The organism is Curtobacterium sp. AC273 (genome assembly GCF_979253735.1).
Genome location: NZ_CEEDDU010000005.1, coordinates 364,631 through 380,628, shown reverse-complemented (window position 1 = coordinate 380,628; position 15,998 = coordinate 364,631). Strand labels below are relative to the sequence as shown.

Sequence of the window (15,998 nt, the reverse complement as noted above, 5' to 3'; positions counted from 1 at the left end):
GCGGCCGGCGTCGCCCGCGGGGTCCGACGACGCGCTCCGTGCCCTGGCCACGCTGACGCTCCTGGTCGGACTCGTCCTGGTGCTCGCGCGACTGCTCCGACTCGGCTCGCTCGTCGAGAACATCAACAAGTCGACCCTCGTCGGCGTGCAGATCGGCGTCGGTGCCACCGTCGCCGTCGGACAGCTGCCCAAGCTGCTCGGCCTGCGCGACGACCCCACCGGCGCCGGCTTCATCCGCTCCGTCGTGGCCGTCGTCGAGGCGCTCCCCCGCGCGCACGGCCCGACGGTGGTGCTGTCCGTCGCCTCGATCGCCGTGCTGCTGCTCCTGCGGCGGTTCCTGCCCGTCGTCCCCGGTCCCCTCGTCGTCGTCGCCGGCGGGATCGCCTGCCGCGGCTCTCCTGCAACTGCCGGCTCACGGCGTCGAGGTGATCCCGCCCGTCCCGAGCGGTCTGCCGGTACCGGCGCTGCCGGACCTGACGCTCGTCCCCGCGCTCCTGCCGGGCGCGCTCGGCATCGCCATGATGGCGTTCCTCGAGTCGGCGGCGGTCGCACGCGGGATCCGACGCCCGAGCGAGCCGCAGATCGACAGCGACCGCGAGCTGCTCGCCACCGCCGCCGCGAACCTCGCCGGTTCCGTGACGCAGGCCCTGCCGGCCGCCGGTGGGTTCTCGCAGAGCGCCGTCAACCAACGTGCCGGCGCCCGGACGCAGGTCTCCGCCCTGGTGACGGCTGCGCTCGCCGTGCTCGTCGCACTCGTCCTCGGGCCCGTGCTCGCGCTGATGCCGACCGCGACGCTCGCGGTACTCGTCGTCACCGCGGTCGTGGGACTCATCGACGTCGCGGAGCTCCGGCGGATCGCACGCATCAGCCGGAGGGACTTCTGGCTCGCGGTGGTGACGGCCGCGGTCGGGCTGACCGCCGGGCTGCTCGCCGCGGTGCTCGTCGGGGTCCTCGGCACCTACTTCCTGGTCCTCCGGGAACTCCAGCGCGTCCGGCTCGTCCCCGGCCCCGCCGCCGGCCGGACGATGAGCGCCCGGGTCGAGGGTGCGGTCTACACCGCCAACGTGCTCGGGTACGAGACGGCGGTCCTCGACCTCGTCGATGCTCGCACCGCTGCGGACGCCGACATCCCCGTCGTCGCGTTCGTCCTCGACCTCTCGCGCGTGCAGGAGACCTCGGTCACCGTGCTCGACGGACTGGCCGACCTCGACCGCGAGCTCCGGCAGCGGCGCGTCGTGCTGCTGCTCGCCGGGGTCACCGGATCCGTTGCGGTCACCGCCGGACGGTCGAGGTGGTTCGGCGGGCTCGTCGACCAGGAGCGCGTGTACCCGTCGGTGGAGGCGGCCCTGGCGAGGCCACCGGCCGGACCGGAGGCCTGAGACGCCATCCGTTCCGCGCGGGCGCTCACCCGGATGGGGTGATTGTCCGGGTGACGCACCTCGGGGCCTCCCGGTGTCCACTTTCGGCACCTAGGGTGTGCAGCAGCACGCCTTTTCAGGGAAAGGCTCCACATGTACACCAACCAGGAGACCAGGAGCACCGAGCACCGCGCGTCAGGGGAACGCCTCGCTGACGCACTCGACCGACCACGACTGCTCGGGCACCTCCGTCACTTCCGCGAGTCCGATCGCCGACTGCTCACGATGTGGGCCCCGGCCGGTGCGGGCAAGAGCACCGCGCTGGCACGCTGGGCCGACGTCCTCGCCGCGGACGGCGCCGTCGTCCGCTGGCTGGACGCGACGGTCCTCCTGCAGCACCCGACCGGCGGGCCGGACGAAGACGGGGAGGCCGAGGTCTGGCTGTTCCTCGACGACGTCGACCGGCTGCTCGGCGGACTCCGGCGTCCCCCCGCTCGTCCGGCTGCTCAGCGGACTCGGCCCGCGGACCCGCGTCGTCGTCACCGGACGGTTCGAACCGAGCGGGTTCGCCGCGGTGACCGACGCTGCAGGCGGCCGGCTCGTCGTACCCCGCAGGACCTCGCGTTCAGCGTCGAGGACACCCTCGCGCTCGCCCTGCGGTCCGACCTCGTCCTGCCGATCCAGGACGCCGAGACCCTGACGACCCGGACCGACGGGTGGGCAGCCGGTCTCGCGCTCGCGATCCCCTACCTCCTCGAACAGCCCGACCGGGCCGCCGCCGTGCGGCACTTCGAGGGCGACCAGCACCAGGTGGCCGACTACCTGGTCACCCGGGTGCTCGACTCGCTCGACGACGACCACCGCGACGTCCTCATGCGCACCGCGGTGGCGACCGACGTCCCGTTGGCGTTGGCGGTCACGTTGACCGGACGCCCCGACGCCGGCGCGGTGCTCCAGCGGCTGAGCGCACGGAACGTGCTGGTCACGACGAGCGCCGACCAGGACGGCTTCCGGTTCCACCCGATCCTCGCTGGCTTCATGCGGGCGGAGTTCCGCCGGCGGGACGAGTGCGGGTCGGTCCGCAACCACGCGGCCGCGGCGACCTGGTACGAAGCGCAGGGGCAGCACGCCCTCGCGCTCGAGCAGGCACTGCTGGCGCGGGACCCGGTCGCGCTCCGGGCGCAGGTCGAGCGCTCCGGCGGCGTGCTCCTCATGCAGGGCCGCGCCGCGCTCGTGGCGACTGCTCTGCAAGGCGCTGCCGTCGTGCCAGGACACCCTCGCCACGCTCACCATCCGGCTCGGCATGGACGCCCCGGCGTTCTCGGACCGGATCGGCACCGAGGAACGCTTCGTGCAGGCGGCGGCTCTGCTCGCTGATGCGGCCCCGGAGGTCGCGCGCCGGTGGCGTCCCGTCGTCGAGGCGCTCGGCTCGTTCACGATCGAGGACGCGGACGCCGCGGAGTCCCGACTGCGCGAACTCGGGGCGTTCCTCCGCGAGACACCCGTCGACTCACTCGACGTCGCGCTCCTGCTCCGTGCCGCGGTGGCCTGGTGCCTCGTCGTCGCGGGACACCGTGAGGACGCCGACCAGCTCCTGCGCTCGATCCAGGGTGCCGCGGCCCACGCCGGACACGCCTGGGTCTACCTCATCGCGACGGACACTGCCGCGACCCTGGCCGTCCGTGCCGGAGACTGGCGGACGGCCTGCGCCTACGAGGCCCGGATGGGCGCGGTGACGTTCGACACGTCCCCGCCTTACAACCGAGCGACCGCCCGCGCGCTGCTGCTCTCCACCTCCCGCGCCTACACGCGGTGCGAGCCGGTGTCGTTCACCTCGCTGCACCGCATCGACGCGGCCGACCCGACCGGCAGCGAACTCGGACTGCTCTTCCAGGTGCGGGCGCTCCTGCTCGTCGCCGCGCTCGACGCCTCCCCCACCCCGCGCGAGGCCCTCGCCCGGCTGGTCCAGCTCGTGCGCTTCGACGGCCGTCGGCACCCACGGGTGATCGCGTGGGTCGCAGTGCGCCTGCACACGTGGCCGACGGTCCTGCACGGCGCCCCGGCAGCAGCCGAGGTCCGCCGGCTCGTCGCCGAGGTCCTCGGGTCGGACTGCCTCGAGGTGAACACCCTGCGGCTGCTCGCCGGTGGCCGGAACGACCACCTCCTGGAGCTCGAGGTCGCATCGGTGGTCGACGGCCGGGACGCCGCGTGGTCCGGCTCGAGCATCGTGAACGCGCACCTGGCCCTCGCCGAGCACGCCTGCACCCACGGCAGGCCCGGCGAGGCCGCAGAGCGGGTCCGTCGTGCGCTCGCCGTGAGCGAGGAGTTCGGCTACGCGCGCGAGTTCCTCGCCTGCCGGGGAGCCGGCGCGCAGCTCGTGTTCCGGTTCCGCGGATCGTACGGCGCGCTCGAACCGTACGCGGACCACGTCCTGGCGCTCGCCGACCACGAACGCATCGGGGTCGGGCGCGAGGAGCCCGACGCCGCCGTCCCGCTGACGCCGAAGGAGCAGGAGCTGCTGCTCGAGCTGCCGGCGCACCAGACGGTCGCCGAGATCGCCGCGAAGCACCACCTCAGCGTGAACACCATCAAGACGCACCTGCGGGGCATCTACGGCAAGCTGTCGGCCGCCGGACGGACCGAGGCGGTGCAGGCCGCTCGACGGCGCGGCCTGCTCTGACCACCGGACCTCACCCGGTTCAGGGGAACCAGACGACGTGGCCGCAGCGGGAGGATCGAACCCTCACGACGAGCGGGAGGCCGACGATGAGCCGCTACGAGGTCCGTCTGCCGTACGCCCTGTCGGACACGCTGACGGCGGCCTTCCCGGAGTTCGCGCTGGTGCAGATCGGCCCGGGCGAGACCCTGCTCGTCGGGGACCTCGCCGACCAGGACGCAGTTGCACGGCCTGCTCGCGCGGATCGCCGACCTCGGGCTCGACATCGCCGAACTCCGACAGCTGCGCTGAGGACGGACACCGACCGCTGACCGCCGCCAGGTCAGCGCGCGAGTTCGGCCACCGCCGCCCGGTTGCTCGGGAAGAAGCGGCTGTCGCCGACCAGGGGGGGGGGGGGGGGGGGGGGGGGGGGGGGGGGGGGGGGGGGGGGGGGGGGGGGGGGGGGCCGTCGAAGTGCTCGAGGTCCGCCCGAGTCGCTGCGCGTGCCCGGCTGAACGCCACCGTGACCCCGTTGGCGCGGGCCCAGTCCAGGGCTTCGCCGGCCACGTCGGCGGCGGTGGTGTCGATCCCGGTGACGGCGCTGCAGTCCAGCACGAGCGCGTGCACCCCCTCCTCCCCGCCGGCGGTCACGGCCGACCGGAGCGCGCTCGCGAACAGCTGCGCGTTGCCGAAGAAGAGCGGCCCGGCGAACCAGAGCACGACGACGCCCGGCTCGGCGGTGACGCTCCCGTTCCGTGCCGCGCGGAAGACGTCCACCGGGTCGCCGCTCGGCACGAGCACGTCGACCGGCGGGTTGGCGGCGGAACGGATGACGTTGACGAGCGACAGCACGAACGCGATGACGATGCCGATGATCGGCCCGAGCAGGAGCGCTCCGAGGAAGCAGACCGCGGCCACCGCGAACTCGAACCGCCGGAGCCGCCAGAGCCGCGCGAAGTCGCGGATGCCGAGCAGCGGGACCACCGCCACCGCGACGATCGCACCGATCGCCGGCGACGGGATGTCCTGGAGCAGCGCCGTCCCGAAGCAGACCACGAGGAGCGTCAGCACCGCCGCGACGAGCGACGGCAGCTGCGTGCGCGACCCGCTCTGGTCCATCGCCGCCGTGCGCGACGCGGACGACCCCACGGTGAACCCGCCGGTGAGTCCGGAGCCGAGGTTCGACGCGGCGAAGGCGTAGAGGTCGCGGTTCGCGTGGTCGCGGTAGTCGTTCTTCTCCGCGTAGCGCCGGGCGACGAGCAGTCCCTCGGCCATCGCGACCAGCGTCAGCGCGACGGCGCTCGGGACGACCTGGACCCACTGCTGCCAGGAGATCTGGGGCCACGTCGAGGGTCGGCGGGCCGGCCGGGACCTCGCCGAGCACCGCGACCCCGGCGTCGTCGAGCCGGAACACCACCAGGACGACGGTCGTCAGGACGAGGACCACGAGGGCCCACAGGACCGCACGGTACCGACGGCCGATCAGGAGCAGGAGCACCGACCCTGCCGACAGGCACACCGACCAGACGTTGAGGTGTTGGAGTCCGGCGAGGAGTTCGCCGAGGCGCGGGAGGAACTCGTCGCCGCTGTCCACCTTCACCCCGAGCATCTTCGCCACCTGGCTGAGCAGGATGTCGAGCGCGAGGCCGCCGACGAAACCGACCAGGATCGGGGCGGAGAGGAAGTTCGCGAGGAACCCGAGCTTCAGGACGGCGCACAGCGCGAAGACGACGGCCCCGACAGTGCCTGGGCCAGGGCGAGCTGGATGTACGAGGCGCTCCCGGTCGCGGCGAGCCCCGCCAGCGACGACCCGACCAGGGCCGCCGCGGCCGCGTCCGGCGACGCGACGAGCTGCCGGCTCGAGGCGAGGAGGCCGAACAGGACCGCCGGCACGATGAGCGAGTAGAGGCCCGCGGTGGGTGGCAGCCCGGCGATCTGCGCGTAGCCGATGTTCAGCGGGATCGCGATCGCGGCGAGCGTGACGCCGGACAGGACCTCGGTGCTCCAGGTGTGCCGGTCCAGCCCGGCGAGGATCCGCATCAGAAGGACCCGATGCCCTTGCCGAGGGTGGTCACGCCGATCACCAGGAACAGCACGGCCATGATCGTGGCGTTGTTCGCCGTCAACCAGTCCCGCATGGTCCCGAGCGGTCCGCGATCCGCCGACCCGCGACGAGGAACCCGACCACGGGCAGCGCGATGCTCAGGGATGCGATCACGACGAAGACGACGAGCGACCAGACCACGGCTCCGGTGGACGCCTGGCTCGTACCGACCGTGACGCCCGCGGCGACGGCCATCATGAGGTTCTTCGGGTTGACCGCGGCGAGCAGGAACGCGAGTCCGGCGGCCTTCACGGGCGTCATCGAGTCGATCGCCGCCATCCACTTCGGAGGCGCCGCCGTGGTGCCCGGTGCCGGCCGGGCCCGCCACTGCCGCACGGCGAGCAGGACGAGCAGCACGCCGAGGACGGTCTTCACGACGCCGGCGACCGGCTTCGAGGCGTCCGGGTCGGTGGCGGGGACCGACGAGGAGAGCAGCGTGACGACCACGACCGCGACCGCGATGCCGGCCACCCAGCCGACGAGGAACGCGGTGGCGACCGACCGTGCCCGTGGGCTGAGGAGCACGAGGATCGCGGCGATGATCGGGATCGGGCTGATCGCGATGGTCACCGCCTGGGGCAGGAGTTCGCCGATGAGTGCTGCCGTGGTCACGGTGCGTCCTTCCTGGTCGTGGTGCCGTCCGGTGTCCGCCGCCCTCGTCGTCCTTGCCTGCGGGACGGCGGGCCGAGCCCGGTCACGTCGCCGAGGACCGAACGCATCCAGTGCGCGTCCGGGTTCGCGTCGACGAGGACCGCGCGGACCAGCAGGGTCAGCGGGATCGCGAGGATCGCCCCGAGCGGGCCGAGCACGGCGGACCAGAACACCACCGACAGGAACGCGACGGTCTGGTTGAGCGACACCGCCGAGCCGACGATGTGCGGCTGCAGCCCGGACTGGATCACCCCGTTGATGACCGCGTACACGACGATGACGACGACCGCGTTCTGCCAGCCGTTCGCCAGCAGCGCCAGGATCACCGGCGGGATGATGCCGATCCAGTAGCCGATGTTCGGGATGAAGCCCGTGATGAACGCGAGCAGCCCCCAGAGCGCTGCGCCGGGGACCCCGAGCAGGACCAGCGCGAGGGCGTCGAGTACCGCGACGGCGGCGCCGAGGCCGGCGGTGACGACCATGTAGCGGCGGACGCTGACGGTGAAGCCGGTGAGTGCCTCGACCAGGCGGGGACGAACCGGCCGGAGCCGGTCGGCGATCAGGTGCCCCCCATCCCGCGTCGAGCGTCATGAACACGATGAGCGCCAGGACGACGACGAGGCTGACGCCGAGGCCGAACACGCTGCCCACGACGTCGGACACGGCGCCGATGATCTTCCCGGGGTTGAGCCCGGCGAGGAGCGTCTGGACCTCCTGCTGCCCGATGCCGAGCGACGTCAGCCAGCCACCGAGCTGCACCTCGAAGTCGTGGATCTGGTCGGCGTACTGGGGGAAGAGCGTCGTGAACTGGGCGACGGAGACCACCAAGGCCAGTGAGAAGCCGACGATCAGCACCAGGATCACGACGATGACGAGCGCGGAGGCCAGGCTCCGGGCGACGCCGAGCCGCTCGAGGAAGACCCGGGCGGGTTGGACGCAGATCGTGACGACGAGGGCGAGGACAGTGGGCCCGATGATCCCGAGAAGCGGGCGCACCCGATGGCGACGACCACAGCGGCCGCCAGCCCGAGCATGATCCGGAGTCCTCGTCCTGAGCCGCCCGCTCGCTCGGCGGCGTCCTCCGGGACCACCGGTGCGACCACGGCCCGAGCGCGGCGTCGCCAGAACGGCATCGCCCTCACCGCCCGCTCGGCACGGTCGGCCGCTGGACGACCTCGAGGACGGCGACCAGCACGAGCGCCCCGACGAGCGTCCACACGATGAGCGCCGGTTCGAGCGGACGGTGGAGCACGATCACCGCAGCGGCCCCGAGCGCGATGAGCGTGCGGACGAGCACCCGCCCACGGTGGAGCTGCACGCCCACCTGCCCCGTGCCGACCCCGTGCGCGTCGCCCCATCGCCGCAGCGAGGCGGCCCCCGCCACCGCGGCCCCCGCACCCGCCGCGCCGGCACCGACGTGCCGGCGAACCAGGCGACGAGGGCCAGGGCCAGTCCGAGCACCGCCGTGGCGACTGCGGCGTGCACGGCGAACGCCGCGACGGCGTCGTAGATCGCGCGCGCGGCGTTCCGCGGCATGAGCTCGGGCGCGAGGGTGCGCACCGTGACCACCCGACCGATGCCGATCCCGGCGAGGGTCGCGAGCATCGCCACTGCCACGCCGACCGCCCCGAGGGCCAGCGCTCGTGCACGGCGGCGTGCCATCACGACGCCGATCCCGATGCAGGCGACGACGAGCCACGGCAGCCAGACCGCGGTGACCTGCAAGGAGGGTGTAGCCGGTCTGCGCGCGGACCGCGGCGTCCGAGGTGGCGATCACGATGGTGCGGTCGACCGCCGGGATCCGCGAGGCGAACGTCAGGCCGCGGTCGACGAGCCGGTCCTTGACCTCGGCGACCACCGGGCCGAGCTGGATCCCGATCGAGCCGTCCTCGCCGATCGCGACCGCCGCTCGTCGGTCACCGCTGAGGGACGCCACCATCTGGGTGTGCCCGGTCCGGAGCAGGCGGTTCCACAGCGTCGCGAACTGGTCGGACGCGACGAACCGGTCGACGGTGGAGCTGATGAGGTCCTGGATCCCGGCGGTGGCGGGTGCCTCGAGCGCCGACAGTGCGGTCTTCGCTCGCGGCGGGAGGTCGAGCGAACCGATGCCGTCGAAGACCGTCCCGGTGAGCTCGGCGACGTCGAGCCGGTCCTCGATGACCCCGACGGTGCGGTCCGCGACGAAGGTCTGCACCGCTCGGTCCCGCGCGAGCGGCGCGAAGGTGGCGACGAACGCGTCCGTCGAGGTCACCTCGCGCTGCGCCCAGGTCGAGACGACCGCGACGGGCGCGAGCACCGCACCGATGACGATGAGCGCGGCGGACGGGATCGCCCACGCCCAGCCACGACGGCGAGGCTCCGCCCGGTCCGGTGCCGAGCGCGCCGACAGCTGGTGACGGAGTGCTGCGTTCTCGGCGCGGAGTGCAGCCAGCTGGTCCTCGGTGGTGGTCATGACGCGCTCCTTCCCGAGCGGGGCGGTGGTGGGGTCGGACGGGGTGTCAGACCAGGGCGGAGACGGCCTTCTGCAACTGCAGCACGCCGATGACGAGGATGAGGGCGGCGTTCAGGACGTTGGTGTGTCCGGCGATCCACACCCGGAGGCGTTCGAGGACCGGGGCGGCCGCTCCACCCCGAGCCAGGACGTACGCCACGGGCACGGCGATCGGGGCGACGCCCACGACCACGAACCCGACCGCCACGACCGCTCCCTCGACGATCGTCACCTGCGCCCCGGCGATGTCGAGGCCGGCGATGATCGCGCAGGACGCATCGACGGGGTTGATCGCGAAGATCCCGAACCCGAGGGCGAGGGACCGGCCCGGCGTGAACTCGCTCACCTTCTGCAGCCACCCCGGGCAGCTGCGGTGCGGCGGCCGCGACCTCCTCGGGTGTGGAGGCCTCCGACATCTTCCGCAGGCGCCGTCCACCGCGGCGGTACACCCACACGGCGGCGGCGAGCAGGCCGAGTGCGATGACGAGCCGGACGACGCCGAGCCAGACGGGGGTGTCCGTGCGCGGGTGGAAGTCGATCGCGGTGAAGACGGCGACCGAGACCCCGACGACGACCACGGTGGCGAGCAACCACCCGATGAAGAACGCCAGACCGTTCTCGCGGTAGCGCCGCGAGAGCAACTCGGCCACGAGCGCCATGATCGCGAGCGGGCTGAGCAGGATGCCGAGCGCGGGGGCGATGAGCCCGACGATGAGGCGCACCCATGGCCCGGTCCCTTCGAAGACGTGGGGACGACGCGCCGCCGCGGTCAGGGGCGGCGGCGCGTCGTCGATCGGTGGGGGCTCAGCGAGCACCCGTCATGTCGTGCGCGAGTTCGTGCTCGTCGTCGGCGGACAGCGAGGTCTGCACGACCGTCCCGCCGAAGCGCGACAGCGCGGCACCGAACTTGTCCTCGGTGATCTTGGTCGCGTAGATCACCACCGCGGACCGACCGTCGGCGACGGCGCTCTTCACGCGGTCGCGGAACTCGGCGTTCAGCCCGGTCTTGTCGAGTCCGGCGAACAGTGCCCCGAGGGCTCCGCCGATGACGAGGCCGAAGAACGGCACGAAGAACAGGAGCCCGAGCAGGGTGCCGAACAGCGCACCACCGGCCGCTCCCGCTCCGACCTTCCCGACCGGTCCGGGTGTCTCGACGTGCGTCTTGCCCTTCTCGTCGACGCGGACGAGTGCGAGGCCGGCAGAGCTCGACGACGAGGTCGTTCTGCAACTGCTGCACCTCCTCGTACGCGGCGACGGCGTTCGCGTCGTCGTCGAACGAGATCACGATGAGGTCTGCCATGGTCGTTCCCTTCGGTTCGGTGGTGGGTCAGGCGGAGTAGCGGTTCACGCGCACCGGGCTGGCGGCGTCGATGATCCGGTGCGCGGCGTCGACCGTCGCGGCATCGCCGTGCACGACGACGAGGTAGCGGTCGGCCTTGAGGTCGTCCTCGTACTGCGGGATCTCCTCCTCCGGCACGGCGAGGCCGATGAGTGCTCCGAGTCCGGCACCGATGCCGGCGCCGACGAGGGTGCTCGCCAGCCAGCCGGCCGCGGCGACCCAGCCGATGCCGGGCAGCCAGACGAAGCCGAGCAGCAGCCAGCCCGTGAGGGCGCCCCAGAGCGCACCCCATCCGCCGAACGTGCCGGCTTCGTTGCCGACCGGGATCCAGCCGTGCACCTTCTTGTCGTCCTTGACGCCCTTGCCGACGATCGAGACGACGTCGTCGCCGTAGCCGGCGTCCTTGAGCGCCTTCGCCGCCCCGAGCGCGTCGTCGCTCGAGTCGAACACGCCGACGGTCGAGTCGGTGGCGGTGGCGGTGGTGGTCGTTGCCATGGTGCGTCCCCTTCGTGGTGTGTGGTGGTCAGCCGCTGATCAGCCGCTGCTTGGCCGCGGCGAACTCGTCGGCGGTGAGGAGTCCCTGCTGCTGCATCTGCCCGAGCCGTTCCAGCTCGGTCAGCAGGTCGGCGGAACCGGAAGCCGGCGGCGGTGCAGCGGGAGCCGGCGGCGCCGGTCGCATCGGCACGGTCTGCTCGGCGTCCCAGGCGTCCGCCTCGGCACGCTCCTCGGCGGCACGCTCCTGGTGGTTCCGCATCGCACCGCCGACCGCGGATGCGGTCCCGGCGACGACGGCGGTCCGTGCGGCGAGGCCGAGGAGTCCCCGGTCGGCCGAAACGTCTGAACGGCATGGCGTCCCCTACCCGATGTGCGCCGCGGCGGCGAGTTCGTTGAGCTCGGGCGCGGGCACCGGGGCGCTCCAGAGCAGGTGGCTGCCGCTGTCGGCGAACCGTTCCGCGAGCGACTTCGCCCACAGCTGCTCGATGACGACGATCGCCGCCGAGGTGCCGGGCTCGAGCGAGTCGGCCACGTGGTCGACGTCGTCGTTCGCGGCGAGGCCACGCGCTTCGAGCACGATCGGCCCGTCCGGGAACCCGTCCGGCGTCACGTCGTCGACCTCACGGACCCGGACGCTGCCGTCGGCGTCGCGGCTGATGAGCAGCAGGTCGAGCAGCCGGACGGTCTCGTTCGCGACGAGGTCCGTCAGCGCTCCGAGCACGGCGGCGTCCGGCAGCTCGCCCCGGTAGGCGGCCACGAAGACCTCGGCCGGCCCGTACGTGAAGGTGGTCACGGTCTCCAGGCCGTCGCGTGGGCTGCCGGGCGGCCGGAGCCGACGGCGTGTCGCTTGATGGCCTCGAACTCGGCCTGGTCGATCGTCCCCGCGTCGAGGAGCGCCCGGGCCTTCGCGATCTCGTCGGAGGGCGAACTCCCGGCGACCCGGCGGATGTACCCCTCGGCCGCTTGCTGGTCCCGCTCGGCGGCTCGGGCGCTGCGGTCGGCCATGCCCCGGCCCCGCGCGATGAAGTAGACGAACACCGTCAGGAACGGCACGAACACGAGGAAGAAGGCCCAGATCGCCTTGTACCACCCGCTCAGCTCGCGGTCGCGGACGAGGTCGGCGATGACGGAGAACAGCGCCATGAGCGCCGCGACGAACGTGAAGGCGAGAAAGGCGTACCAGACGATCGCCCAAAAGGTGTCCCAGAAGTCCATGACCGTTCCTCCCTGAGTTGATGGCCCAGGTCTACCCGGCGCGACGAACGGGGAGGACCACCCCAAGCGGGTGATCTGACGGGCGCCGGACGGATCACCCGGGGCGGGTGATGCACCCCGCGCGCGCCGGGTGCAGCGTGCGCTCATGACTCCTGCGACGGCACGGCACGTCCACACGCACGCGGTGACCCCGTGAGCATCGGCGGCGGGATCTTCCTGCTCGTCGTGGGGGCGATCCTGGCGTTCGCCCTGGACTTCCAGGTGGTCGGCATCGACATCCAGCTCATCGGCTACATCCTCATGGTCGCCGGTTTCCTGGTCCTCGTGCTGGGCATCGTCCTGCGGCTCCGACCGCGCCGCGCCGAGACGACGGTGGTCACCGACGTCGACCCCGTGACCGGGCAGCGCACGGTCCGCCGGATCGACGAGGACGACACCCGGGCCTGAACCCGGACCCGGCAGCCCGCGACGAGGGCGGACAGGAGCACCGTGCTCGCCGTGATCGGTCAGATGCTGCCCCTCGTGATCGCCGGGGCGCTGAGTTCCGTCCCCATCGCCGCGGTGCTGACGCTGCTGCTCGGCGGACGCGGTCTCGGCCCGGCCGTCCTCTTCGCCGCCGGGTACGTCGTCGCCGTCCTCGCCGTCACGGCCGCCGCGACCGCACTCCTCGGCCGCGTCCTCCTCGCCGACGTCACGGTCACCGGGTCGCCCGCCCTCGGCCTCTGCGAGTGCCTGCTCGGCGTCGCCGCGGTCGTCGCCGGCGGCGTCCTCTTCCGACGCCGCGGCACGACCGGTCCGGGTCGGGCGAGTGGCCTGCTCGCGACCGCCGTCGGGACCGTTCGCCCCGCCGTCGCCCTGGCCGTCGGCGCGGTGCTCGCGTTCCGGCCCAAGGCGTTGCTGCTCGCGTCCGGTGTGGGCCTGGTGCTCGCCCCGGCGGACCTGCCACCGGTTCCGACCGGCGTGCTGCTCACGGTCGGTACCGTGCTGATGACGAGCACGGTCACCGGTCCGATCGTCTACGCGCTGGTGGGCGGCGACGCGGCTCGCGGGCGGCTCGGCCAGGTCCGGGCGTGGCTCCGCCACAACTCCCGGGCGGTGACGATCGTCGTCCTCGTGCTGGTCGGCGCGGTCCTCGTCGGCGACGGCCTCGGCCGGTTCCTGAACGACCGTCAGTCGACGACCTGTGCCCGGATCGCGAGCACGGCGGCCTGGCCGAGTCCGAGCCACACGAACGCGCCGGCGACGAGGACGAGGTCGTCTCCCGGGCCGACGCCCAGACGCTCGACCCCGATCAGCACCAGCCCGGTCGCGCCGTGCAGCCCGGCCACAGCCGTCCACGCGGCACGGTGCGGGGCCGTCGTCATCCGCCGTGCCAGCAGCCACCAGGCCGCACCGGTCGCCAGGACCGACGCGCCGGCAGCGGTGAGCGGGAGCACCAGCGGGTCCTCCCCCGCCGTCGAAGCGGCCGCGAGCGCCAGGCCGGCGCCGCCGAGCAGGGCCGTGACGAACCGTCGCAGCGGGTCCAGTCCGAGCGACGCACCGACGGACGCCGGCACGGACGTCCACAGGACGGCCAGGACGACCTCGAGTGCGGTGAAGCGGCCGACCGCCCACGGGTCGGATGCCGGCACGGCCAGACGGACGAACCCCATGCCGACGCCGGTCACGGCGGCGCCGAGCGACGCGACCGCGCCGACGCGGTCCAACCGTGCGTCGCCGAAGCGCGACCGCATCCGGACCCAGCGCGCCTCGCGCGCACCGTCCGACCGCCGCGACCCCGTCTCCACCATGCGGCGATGGTGCATCGCGGCGGACGCCGCCGCCTCACTCGGGAGGGGTGACCCGGTCTGCGCACCGGTGGCGGTCCGAACAGGCGACCGTCACACGGCCTGGAGGCGCGGTGCGGGCCCGCACCGCGCCTCCAGGCCGTCAGGCGGATCCGTCAGCCGACGCGCGCGACCCGGACGTCCACCCGGCTGAGGGCGAGGCCGTGGGCCTCGGCCACCGCGAGGGCCGCGAGGTGCGCCGCGCGGGCCGTCTCCGGTGCCGGACGTGCTCCGTCGGTGCCGATCACGACGCGCAGGACGTCGTCGTCGAGGACGACCCGCGCCAGCGCTGCACGCGTCGCGAGCCGCTTCGCGGTGTCGATCGTCGCGCCCAGGGTGGGGCGTGCGTGGTAGAGCTCGGTCACGCCGGGGACCGCGAGGACGGCGGTCTCCACGGCGGTCAGGACGTCGTCGTCGGCGCTCATGCGCGGTCCTCCTCGTCGTCGGTCGTCGGGGGCAGCAGGTCGCGGACCACCACGTCCACGGACTCGACCAGCAGGTCCGTCTGGGTGGCGAGTACTTCGGCGACCGCCTCGCGCACCTCGGACGCCACGGCCGGGATGGCCGCTCCGGCGCGGACGGCGATCTCGACCACGACCCGCACCGGCGCGCCGAGCTCGACGACGTCGCCCTCGAGCCGGCACCGGGCGATGAGGGCGTCCGGCACGCCGTCGCCGACACTGCGGACCAGGGAGCGGATCGCACCCTCGGTCATGACGGGCCGTTCGGTCGGGGCCTCCGGTCGGAGCGGGACGTCGCGACCGGACCGCGCCTCGATCGAGATGTTCGCGAGCACGCCGCTGATCCACGACTCGTCGGCTGGGGCCTCGTTCGCCGCGGCTGCCTCGAGGGAACCGAGCGACGAGTGGCGGAGGCGGACGATCGCCGCGAGCGCGTTCTGACACGCGGCGGACTCGTCGATGCTCGGGTCGGCGGGCAACATGCCCGCGTCGAGGTAGTCGGCCAGCTCGTCGATCGTGTGGCCGTCGAGGTCGTCGGGTTCGAGGGAGTCGAGCCGGACGGGATCGGGTTCGGTCATCGCCATCCCTCCATGAGACGGATCATGTTCTTCCGTGCCCGGGACAGCAGTCCGCGGACGGTCGAGGCGGGGAGGTCCAGTTCCTCCGCGATCTCGTCGTACGAGTACTCGAGCACTTCCTTCATCAGCCAGCACCGCCGCTGCGCCTCGGGCAGTTCGGCGAGCGCCGTCTCCACCGCTTCCTCGCGCGAGCGCGCCTCGGCGACGCGGTCGGGGGCGTCGTCGGCGGGCGCCTCGACCTCGAGCTCGGTCACGTCGTCGTGGAAGCGTCTGGCGCGGATCCGGTCGAGGCACTTGCGGCTGAGGATGCGCATCAGCCACGCCTTCACACGGGCCCCGTCGTCGAGGCGGTCCATCCGGTTCCAGGCGGTGATGAACGTCTCCTGCACGACGTCGTCGAGCTCGTCCGTCGACCCGAGCGTCCGGCGGGCGTAGGCGCGCAGGAGCGGGGTGTACCGGCGGATGAGCACCTCGAACGCACGGACGTCGCCGTCGGACGACCGATCCGCGAGGACGGCGTCGTCGAGGTCGGTGAGGGGCGGGTGTGGCACGGATTCCTTCTACTGGTGGCGGATGGGGGTCTGCTGGGCGTCGGTCTCGGGCGTCACTCCCGGCCGGTGCGGACGCCCGGTGCGCGGCGCACACGGAACGGACCGGCGGGCCGTGCCGCGGGGAACGGACCCGTGCCGTCGCCAGGAGGTGTGCGTGGGCGACGCGGGCGTGCGACGGCTGCTGCGGGGCGGCGGTGTCGGTCATGGTGGTCTCCTCGGGTGTGGTCCTGCACCGGTGAGACGTGACGAGGACGGAGTTCGTCACACTTCTGC

20 protein-coding genes and 6 pseudogenes are annotated in these 15,998 nt (G+C 73.1%); 8 read left to right on the top strand and 18 right to left on the bottom strand.

What is annotated here, in order from left to right:
- Positions 1-79: 79 nt before the first annotated feature.
- The 6 genes and pseudogenes from ACZ8AI_RS09320 to ACZ8AI_RS09295 all read left to right on the top strand — a co-directional run.
- Positions 80-322, top strand: a pseudogene (locus ACZ8AI_RS09320) (SulP family inorganic anion transporter); the annotation flags it as partial.
- Between the two features lie 103 nt (positions 323-425).
- The gene (locus ACZ8AI_RS09315) at positions 426-1,379 is read left to right on the top strand and encodes a SulP family inorganic anion transporter (RefSeq protein ID WP_464858006.1); all 954 of its coding nucleotides are present in this window, start codon (positions 426-428) and stop codon (positions 1,377-1,379) included.
- Positions 1,380-1,511: 132 nt separating this feature from the next.
- The gene (locus tag ACZ8AI_RS09310; protein ID WP_464858005.1) at positions 1,512-2,735 is read left to right on the top strand and encodes a hypothetical protein; all 1,224 of its coding nucleotides are present in this window, start codon (positions 1,512-1,514) and stop codon (positions 2,733-2,735) included.
- Positions 2,662-4,038: a helix-turn-helix transcriptional regulator gene (locus ACZ8AI_RS09305; RefSeq protein ID WP_464858004.1), complete on the top strand. Its 1,377-nt coding sequence runs from the start codon at positions 2,662-2,664 to the stop codon at positions 4,036-4,038. The genes ACZ8AI_RS09310 and ACZ8AI_RS09305 overlap by 74 nt, the downstream gene beginning before the upstream one ends.
- 86 nt (positions 4,039-4,124) lie before the next feature.
- A complete protein-coding gene (locus tag ACZ8AI_RS09300; RefSeq protein WP_464858003.1) occupies positions 4,125-4,346 on the top strand; it encodes a hypothetical protein in 222 nt (73 codons plus the stop codon).
- Positions 4,347-4,388: 42 nt separating this feature from the next.
- Positions 4,389-4,529: a hypothetical protein gene (locus ACZ8AI_RS09295; protein WP_464858002.1), complete on the top strand. Its 141-nt coding sequence runs from the start codon at positions 4,389-4,391 to the stop codon at positions 4,527-4,529.
- A 22-nt stretch (positions 4,530-4,551) separates the two neighbouring features.
- On the opposite strand, the pseudogene ACZ8AI_RS09290 reads toward ACZ8AI_RS09295, so the two are convergent.
- The 14 genes and pseudogenes from ACZ8AI_RS09290 to ACZ8AI_RS09225 form a co-directional block, all read right to left on the bottom strand.
- A pseudogene (locus ACZ8AI_RS09290) lies at positions 4,552-5,304 on the bottom strand (SulP family inorganic anion transporter); the annotation flags it as partial.
- Between the two features lie 115 nt (positions 5,305-5,419).
- Positions 5,420-5,722 (bottom strand): annotated as a pseudogene (locus tag ACZ8AI_RS09285) (SulP family inorganic anion transporter); the annotation flags it as partial.
- Positions 5,719-6,054, bottom strand: coding sequence for a SulP family inorganic anion transporter (locus ACZ8AI_RS09280; protein ID WP_464858001.1), 336 nt, complete (start codon positions 6,052-6,054; stop codon positions 5,719-5,721). The pseudogene ACZ8AI_RS09285 and the gene ACZ8AI_RS09280, both read right to left, overlap by 4 nt.
- 82 nt (positions 6,055-6,136) lie before the next feature.
- A complete protein-coding gene (locus ACZ8AI_RS09275) occupies positions 6,137-6,730 on the bottom strand; it encodes a GAP family protein (RefSeq protein ID WP_464858149.1) in 594 nt (197 codons plus the stop codon).
- The gene (locus tag ACZ8AI_RS09270; RefSeq protein WP_464858147.1) at positions 6,727-7,296 is read right to left on the bottom strand and encodes an AI-2E family transporter; all 570 of its coding nucleotides are present in this window, start codon (positions 7,294-7,296) and stop codon (positions 6,727-6,729) included. Before ACZ8AI_RS09270 ends, ACZ8AI_RS09275 begins: the two co-directional genes overlap by 4 nt.
- 112 nt (positions 7,297-7,408) lie before the next feature.
- A pseudogene (locus ACZ8AI_RS09265) lies at positions 7,409-7,765 on the bottom strand (AI-2E family transporter); the annotation flags it as partial.
- 142 nt (positions 7,766-7,907) lie between these two features.
- Positions 7,908-9,221 (bottom strand): hypothetical protein, encoded by a 1,314-nt coding sequence (locus ACZ8AI_RS09260; RefSeq protein WP_464858000.1) that lies wholly within the window; start codon positions 9,219-9,221, stop codon positions 7,908-7,910.
- Positions 9,222-9,267: 46 nt separating this feature from the next.
- Positions 9,268-9,696, bottom strand: a complete 429-nt coding sequence (locus ACZ8AI_RS09255; protein ID WP_464858146.1) for a GAP family protein — start codon at positions 9,694-9,696, stop codon at positions 9,268-9,270.
- A 43-nt stretch (positions 9,697-9,739) separates the two neighbouring features.
- Positions 9,740-9,919: pseudogene (locus tag ACZ8AI_RS09250) on the bottom strand (hypothetical protein); the annotation flags it as partial.
- A gap of 145 nt (positions 9,920-10,064) precedes the next feature.
- Entirely contained in the window at positions 10,065-10,328 is a 264-nt protein-coding gene (locus ACZ8AI_RS09245) for a DUF1269 domain-containing protein (RefSeq protein ID WP_464857999.1), read from the bottom strand.
- Positions 10,329-10,587: 259 nt separating this feature from the next.
- Positions 10,588-11,094 (bottom strand): hypothetical protein, encoded by a 507-nt coding sequence (locus ACZ8AI_RS09240; protein ID WP_464857998.1) that lies wholly within the window; start codon positions 11,092-11,094, stop codon positions 10,588-10,590.
- 28 nt (positions 11,095-11,122) lie between these two features.
- Complete coding sequence (locus tag ACZ8AI_RS09235) at positions 11,123-11,353, bottom strand: SHOCT domain-containing protein (protein WP_464857997.1); 231 nt, start codon at positions 11,351-11,353, stop codon at positions 11,123-11,125.
- A 102-nt stretch (positions 11,354-11,455) separates the two neighbouring features.
- A complete protein-coding gene (locus ACZ8AI_RS09230; protein ID WP_464857996.1) occupies positions 11,456-11,887 on the bottom strand; it encodes a DUF6325 family protein in 432 nt (143 codons plus the stop codon).
- The gene (locus ACZ8AI_RS09225) at positions 11,884-12,309 is read right to left on the bottom strand and encodes an SHOCT domain-containing protein (protein WP_464857995.1); all 426 of its coding nucleotides are present in this window, start codon (positions 12,307-12,309) and stop codon (positions 11,884-11,886) included. The genes ACZ8AI_RS09230 and ACZ8AI_RS09225 overlap by 4 nt, the downstream gene beginning before the upstream one ends.
- A gap of 192 nt (positions 12,310-12,501) precedes the next feature.
- On the opposite strand from ACZ8AI_RS09225, the gene ACZ8AI_RS09220 reads away from it, so the two are divergent.
- Both ACZ8AI_RS09220 and ACZ8AI_RS09215 read left to right on the top strand, forming a co-directional pair.
- A complete protein-coding gene (locus tag ACZ8AI_RS09220; protein ID WP_464857994.1) occupies positions 12,502-12,756 on the top strand; it encodes a DUF6458 family protein in 255 nt (84 codons plus the stop codon).
- Between the two features lie 63 nt (positions 12,757-12,819).
- Positions 12,820-13,446 (top strand): annotated as a pseudogene (locus tag ACZ8AI_RS09215) (GAP family protein); the annotation flags it as partial.
- A 32-nt stretch (positions 13,447-13,478) separates the two neighbouring features.
- On the opposite strand, the gene ACZ8AI_RS09210 reads toward ACZ8AI_RS09215, so the two are convergent.
- The 4 genes from ACZ8AI_RS09210 to ACZ8AI_RS09195 all read right to left on the bottom strand — a co-directional run bounded on the left by ACZ8AI_RS09210 (position 13,479) and on the right by ACZ8AI_RS09195 (position 15,725).
- Complete coding sequence (locus tag ACZ8AI_RS09210) at positions 13,479-14,099, bottom strand: hypothetical protein (RefSeq protein ID WP_464858168.1); 621 nt, start codon at positions 14,097-14,099, stop codon at positions 13,479-13,481.
- A 152-nt stretch (positions 14,100-14,251) separates the two neighbouring features.
- A complete protein-coding gene (locus ACZ8AI_RS09205) occupies positions 14,252-14,560 on the bottom strand; it encodes a hypothetical protein (protein ID WP_464857993.1) in 309 nt (102 codons plus the stop codon).
- Entirely contained in the window at positions 14,557-15,174 is a 618-nt protein-coding gene (locus ACZ8AI_RS09200; protein ID WP_464857992.1) for an Asp23/Gls24 family envelope stress response protein, read from the bottom strand. The genes ACZ8AI_RS09205 and ACZ8AI_RS09200 overlap by 4 nt, the downstream gene beginning before the upstream one ends.
- Complete coding sequence (locus ACZ8AI_RS09195) at positions 15,171-15,725, bottom strand: RNA polymerase sigma factor (RefSeq protein ID WP_133518868.1); 555 nt, start codon at positions 15,723-15,725, stop codon at positions 15,171-15,173. Before ACZ8AI_RS09195 ends, ACZ8AI_RS09200 begins: the two co-directional genes overlap by 4 nt.
- Positions 15,726-15,998: the final 273 nt, after the last annotated feature.

What these genes read in the sequence shown, in the direction of transcription:
- ACZ8AI_RS09310 (WP_464858005.1), top strand. Translation starts at nt 1,512, where the DNA reads ATGTACACCAACCAGGAGACCAGGAGCACCGAGCACCGCGCGTCAGGG.
- ACZ8AI_RS09305 (WP_464858004.1), top strand. Translation starts at nt 2,662, where the DNA reads ATGGACGCCCCGGCGTTCTCGGACCGGATCGGCACCGAGGAACGCTTC.
- ACZ8AI_RS09300 (WP_464858003.1), top strand. Translation starts at nt 4,125, where the DNA reads ATGAGCCGCTACGAGGTCCGTCTGCCGTACGCCCTGTCGGACACGCTG.
- ACZ8AI_RS09280 (WP_464858001.1), bottom strand. Translation starts at nt 6,054, where the DNA reads ATGCGGATCCTCGCCGGGCTGGACCGGCACACCTGGAGCACCGAGGTC.
- ACZ8AI_RS09260 (WP_464858000.1), bottom strand. Translation starts at nt 9,221, where the DNA reads ATGACCACCACCGAGGACCAGCTGGCTGCACTCCGCGCCGAGAACGCA.
- ACZ8AI_RS09240 (WP_464857998.1), bottom strand. Translation starts at nt 11,094, where the DNA reads ATGGCAACGACCACCACCGCCACCGCCACCGACTCGACCGTCGGCGTG.
- ACZ8AI_RS09235 (WP_464857997.1), bottom strand. Translation starts at nt 11,353, where the DNA reads ATGCGGAACCACCAGGAGCGTGCCGCCGAGGAGCGTGCCGAGGCGGAC.
- ACZ8AI_RS09225 (WP_464857995.1), bottom strand. Translation starts at nt 12,309, where the DNA reads ATGGACTTCTGGGACACCTTTTGGGCGATCGTCTGGTACGCCTTTCTC.
- ACZ8AI_RS09210 (WP_464858168.1), bottom strand. Translation starts at nt 14,099, where the DNA reads ATGGTGGAGACGGGGTCGCGGCGGTCGGACGGTGCGCGCGAGGCGCGC.
- ACZ8AI_RS09205 (WP_464857993.1), bottom strand. Translation starts at nt 14,560, where the DNA reads ATGAGCGCCGACGACGACGTCCTGACCGCCGTGGAGACCGCCGTCCTC.
- ACZ8AI_RS09200 (WP_464857992.1), bottom strand. Translation starts at nt 15,174, where the DNA reads ATGACCGAACCCGATCCCGTCCGGCTCGACTCCCTCGAACCCGACGAC.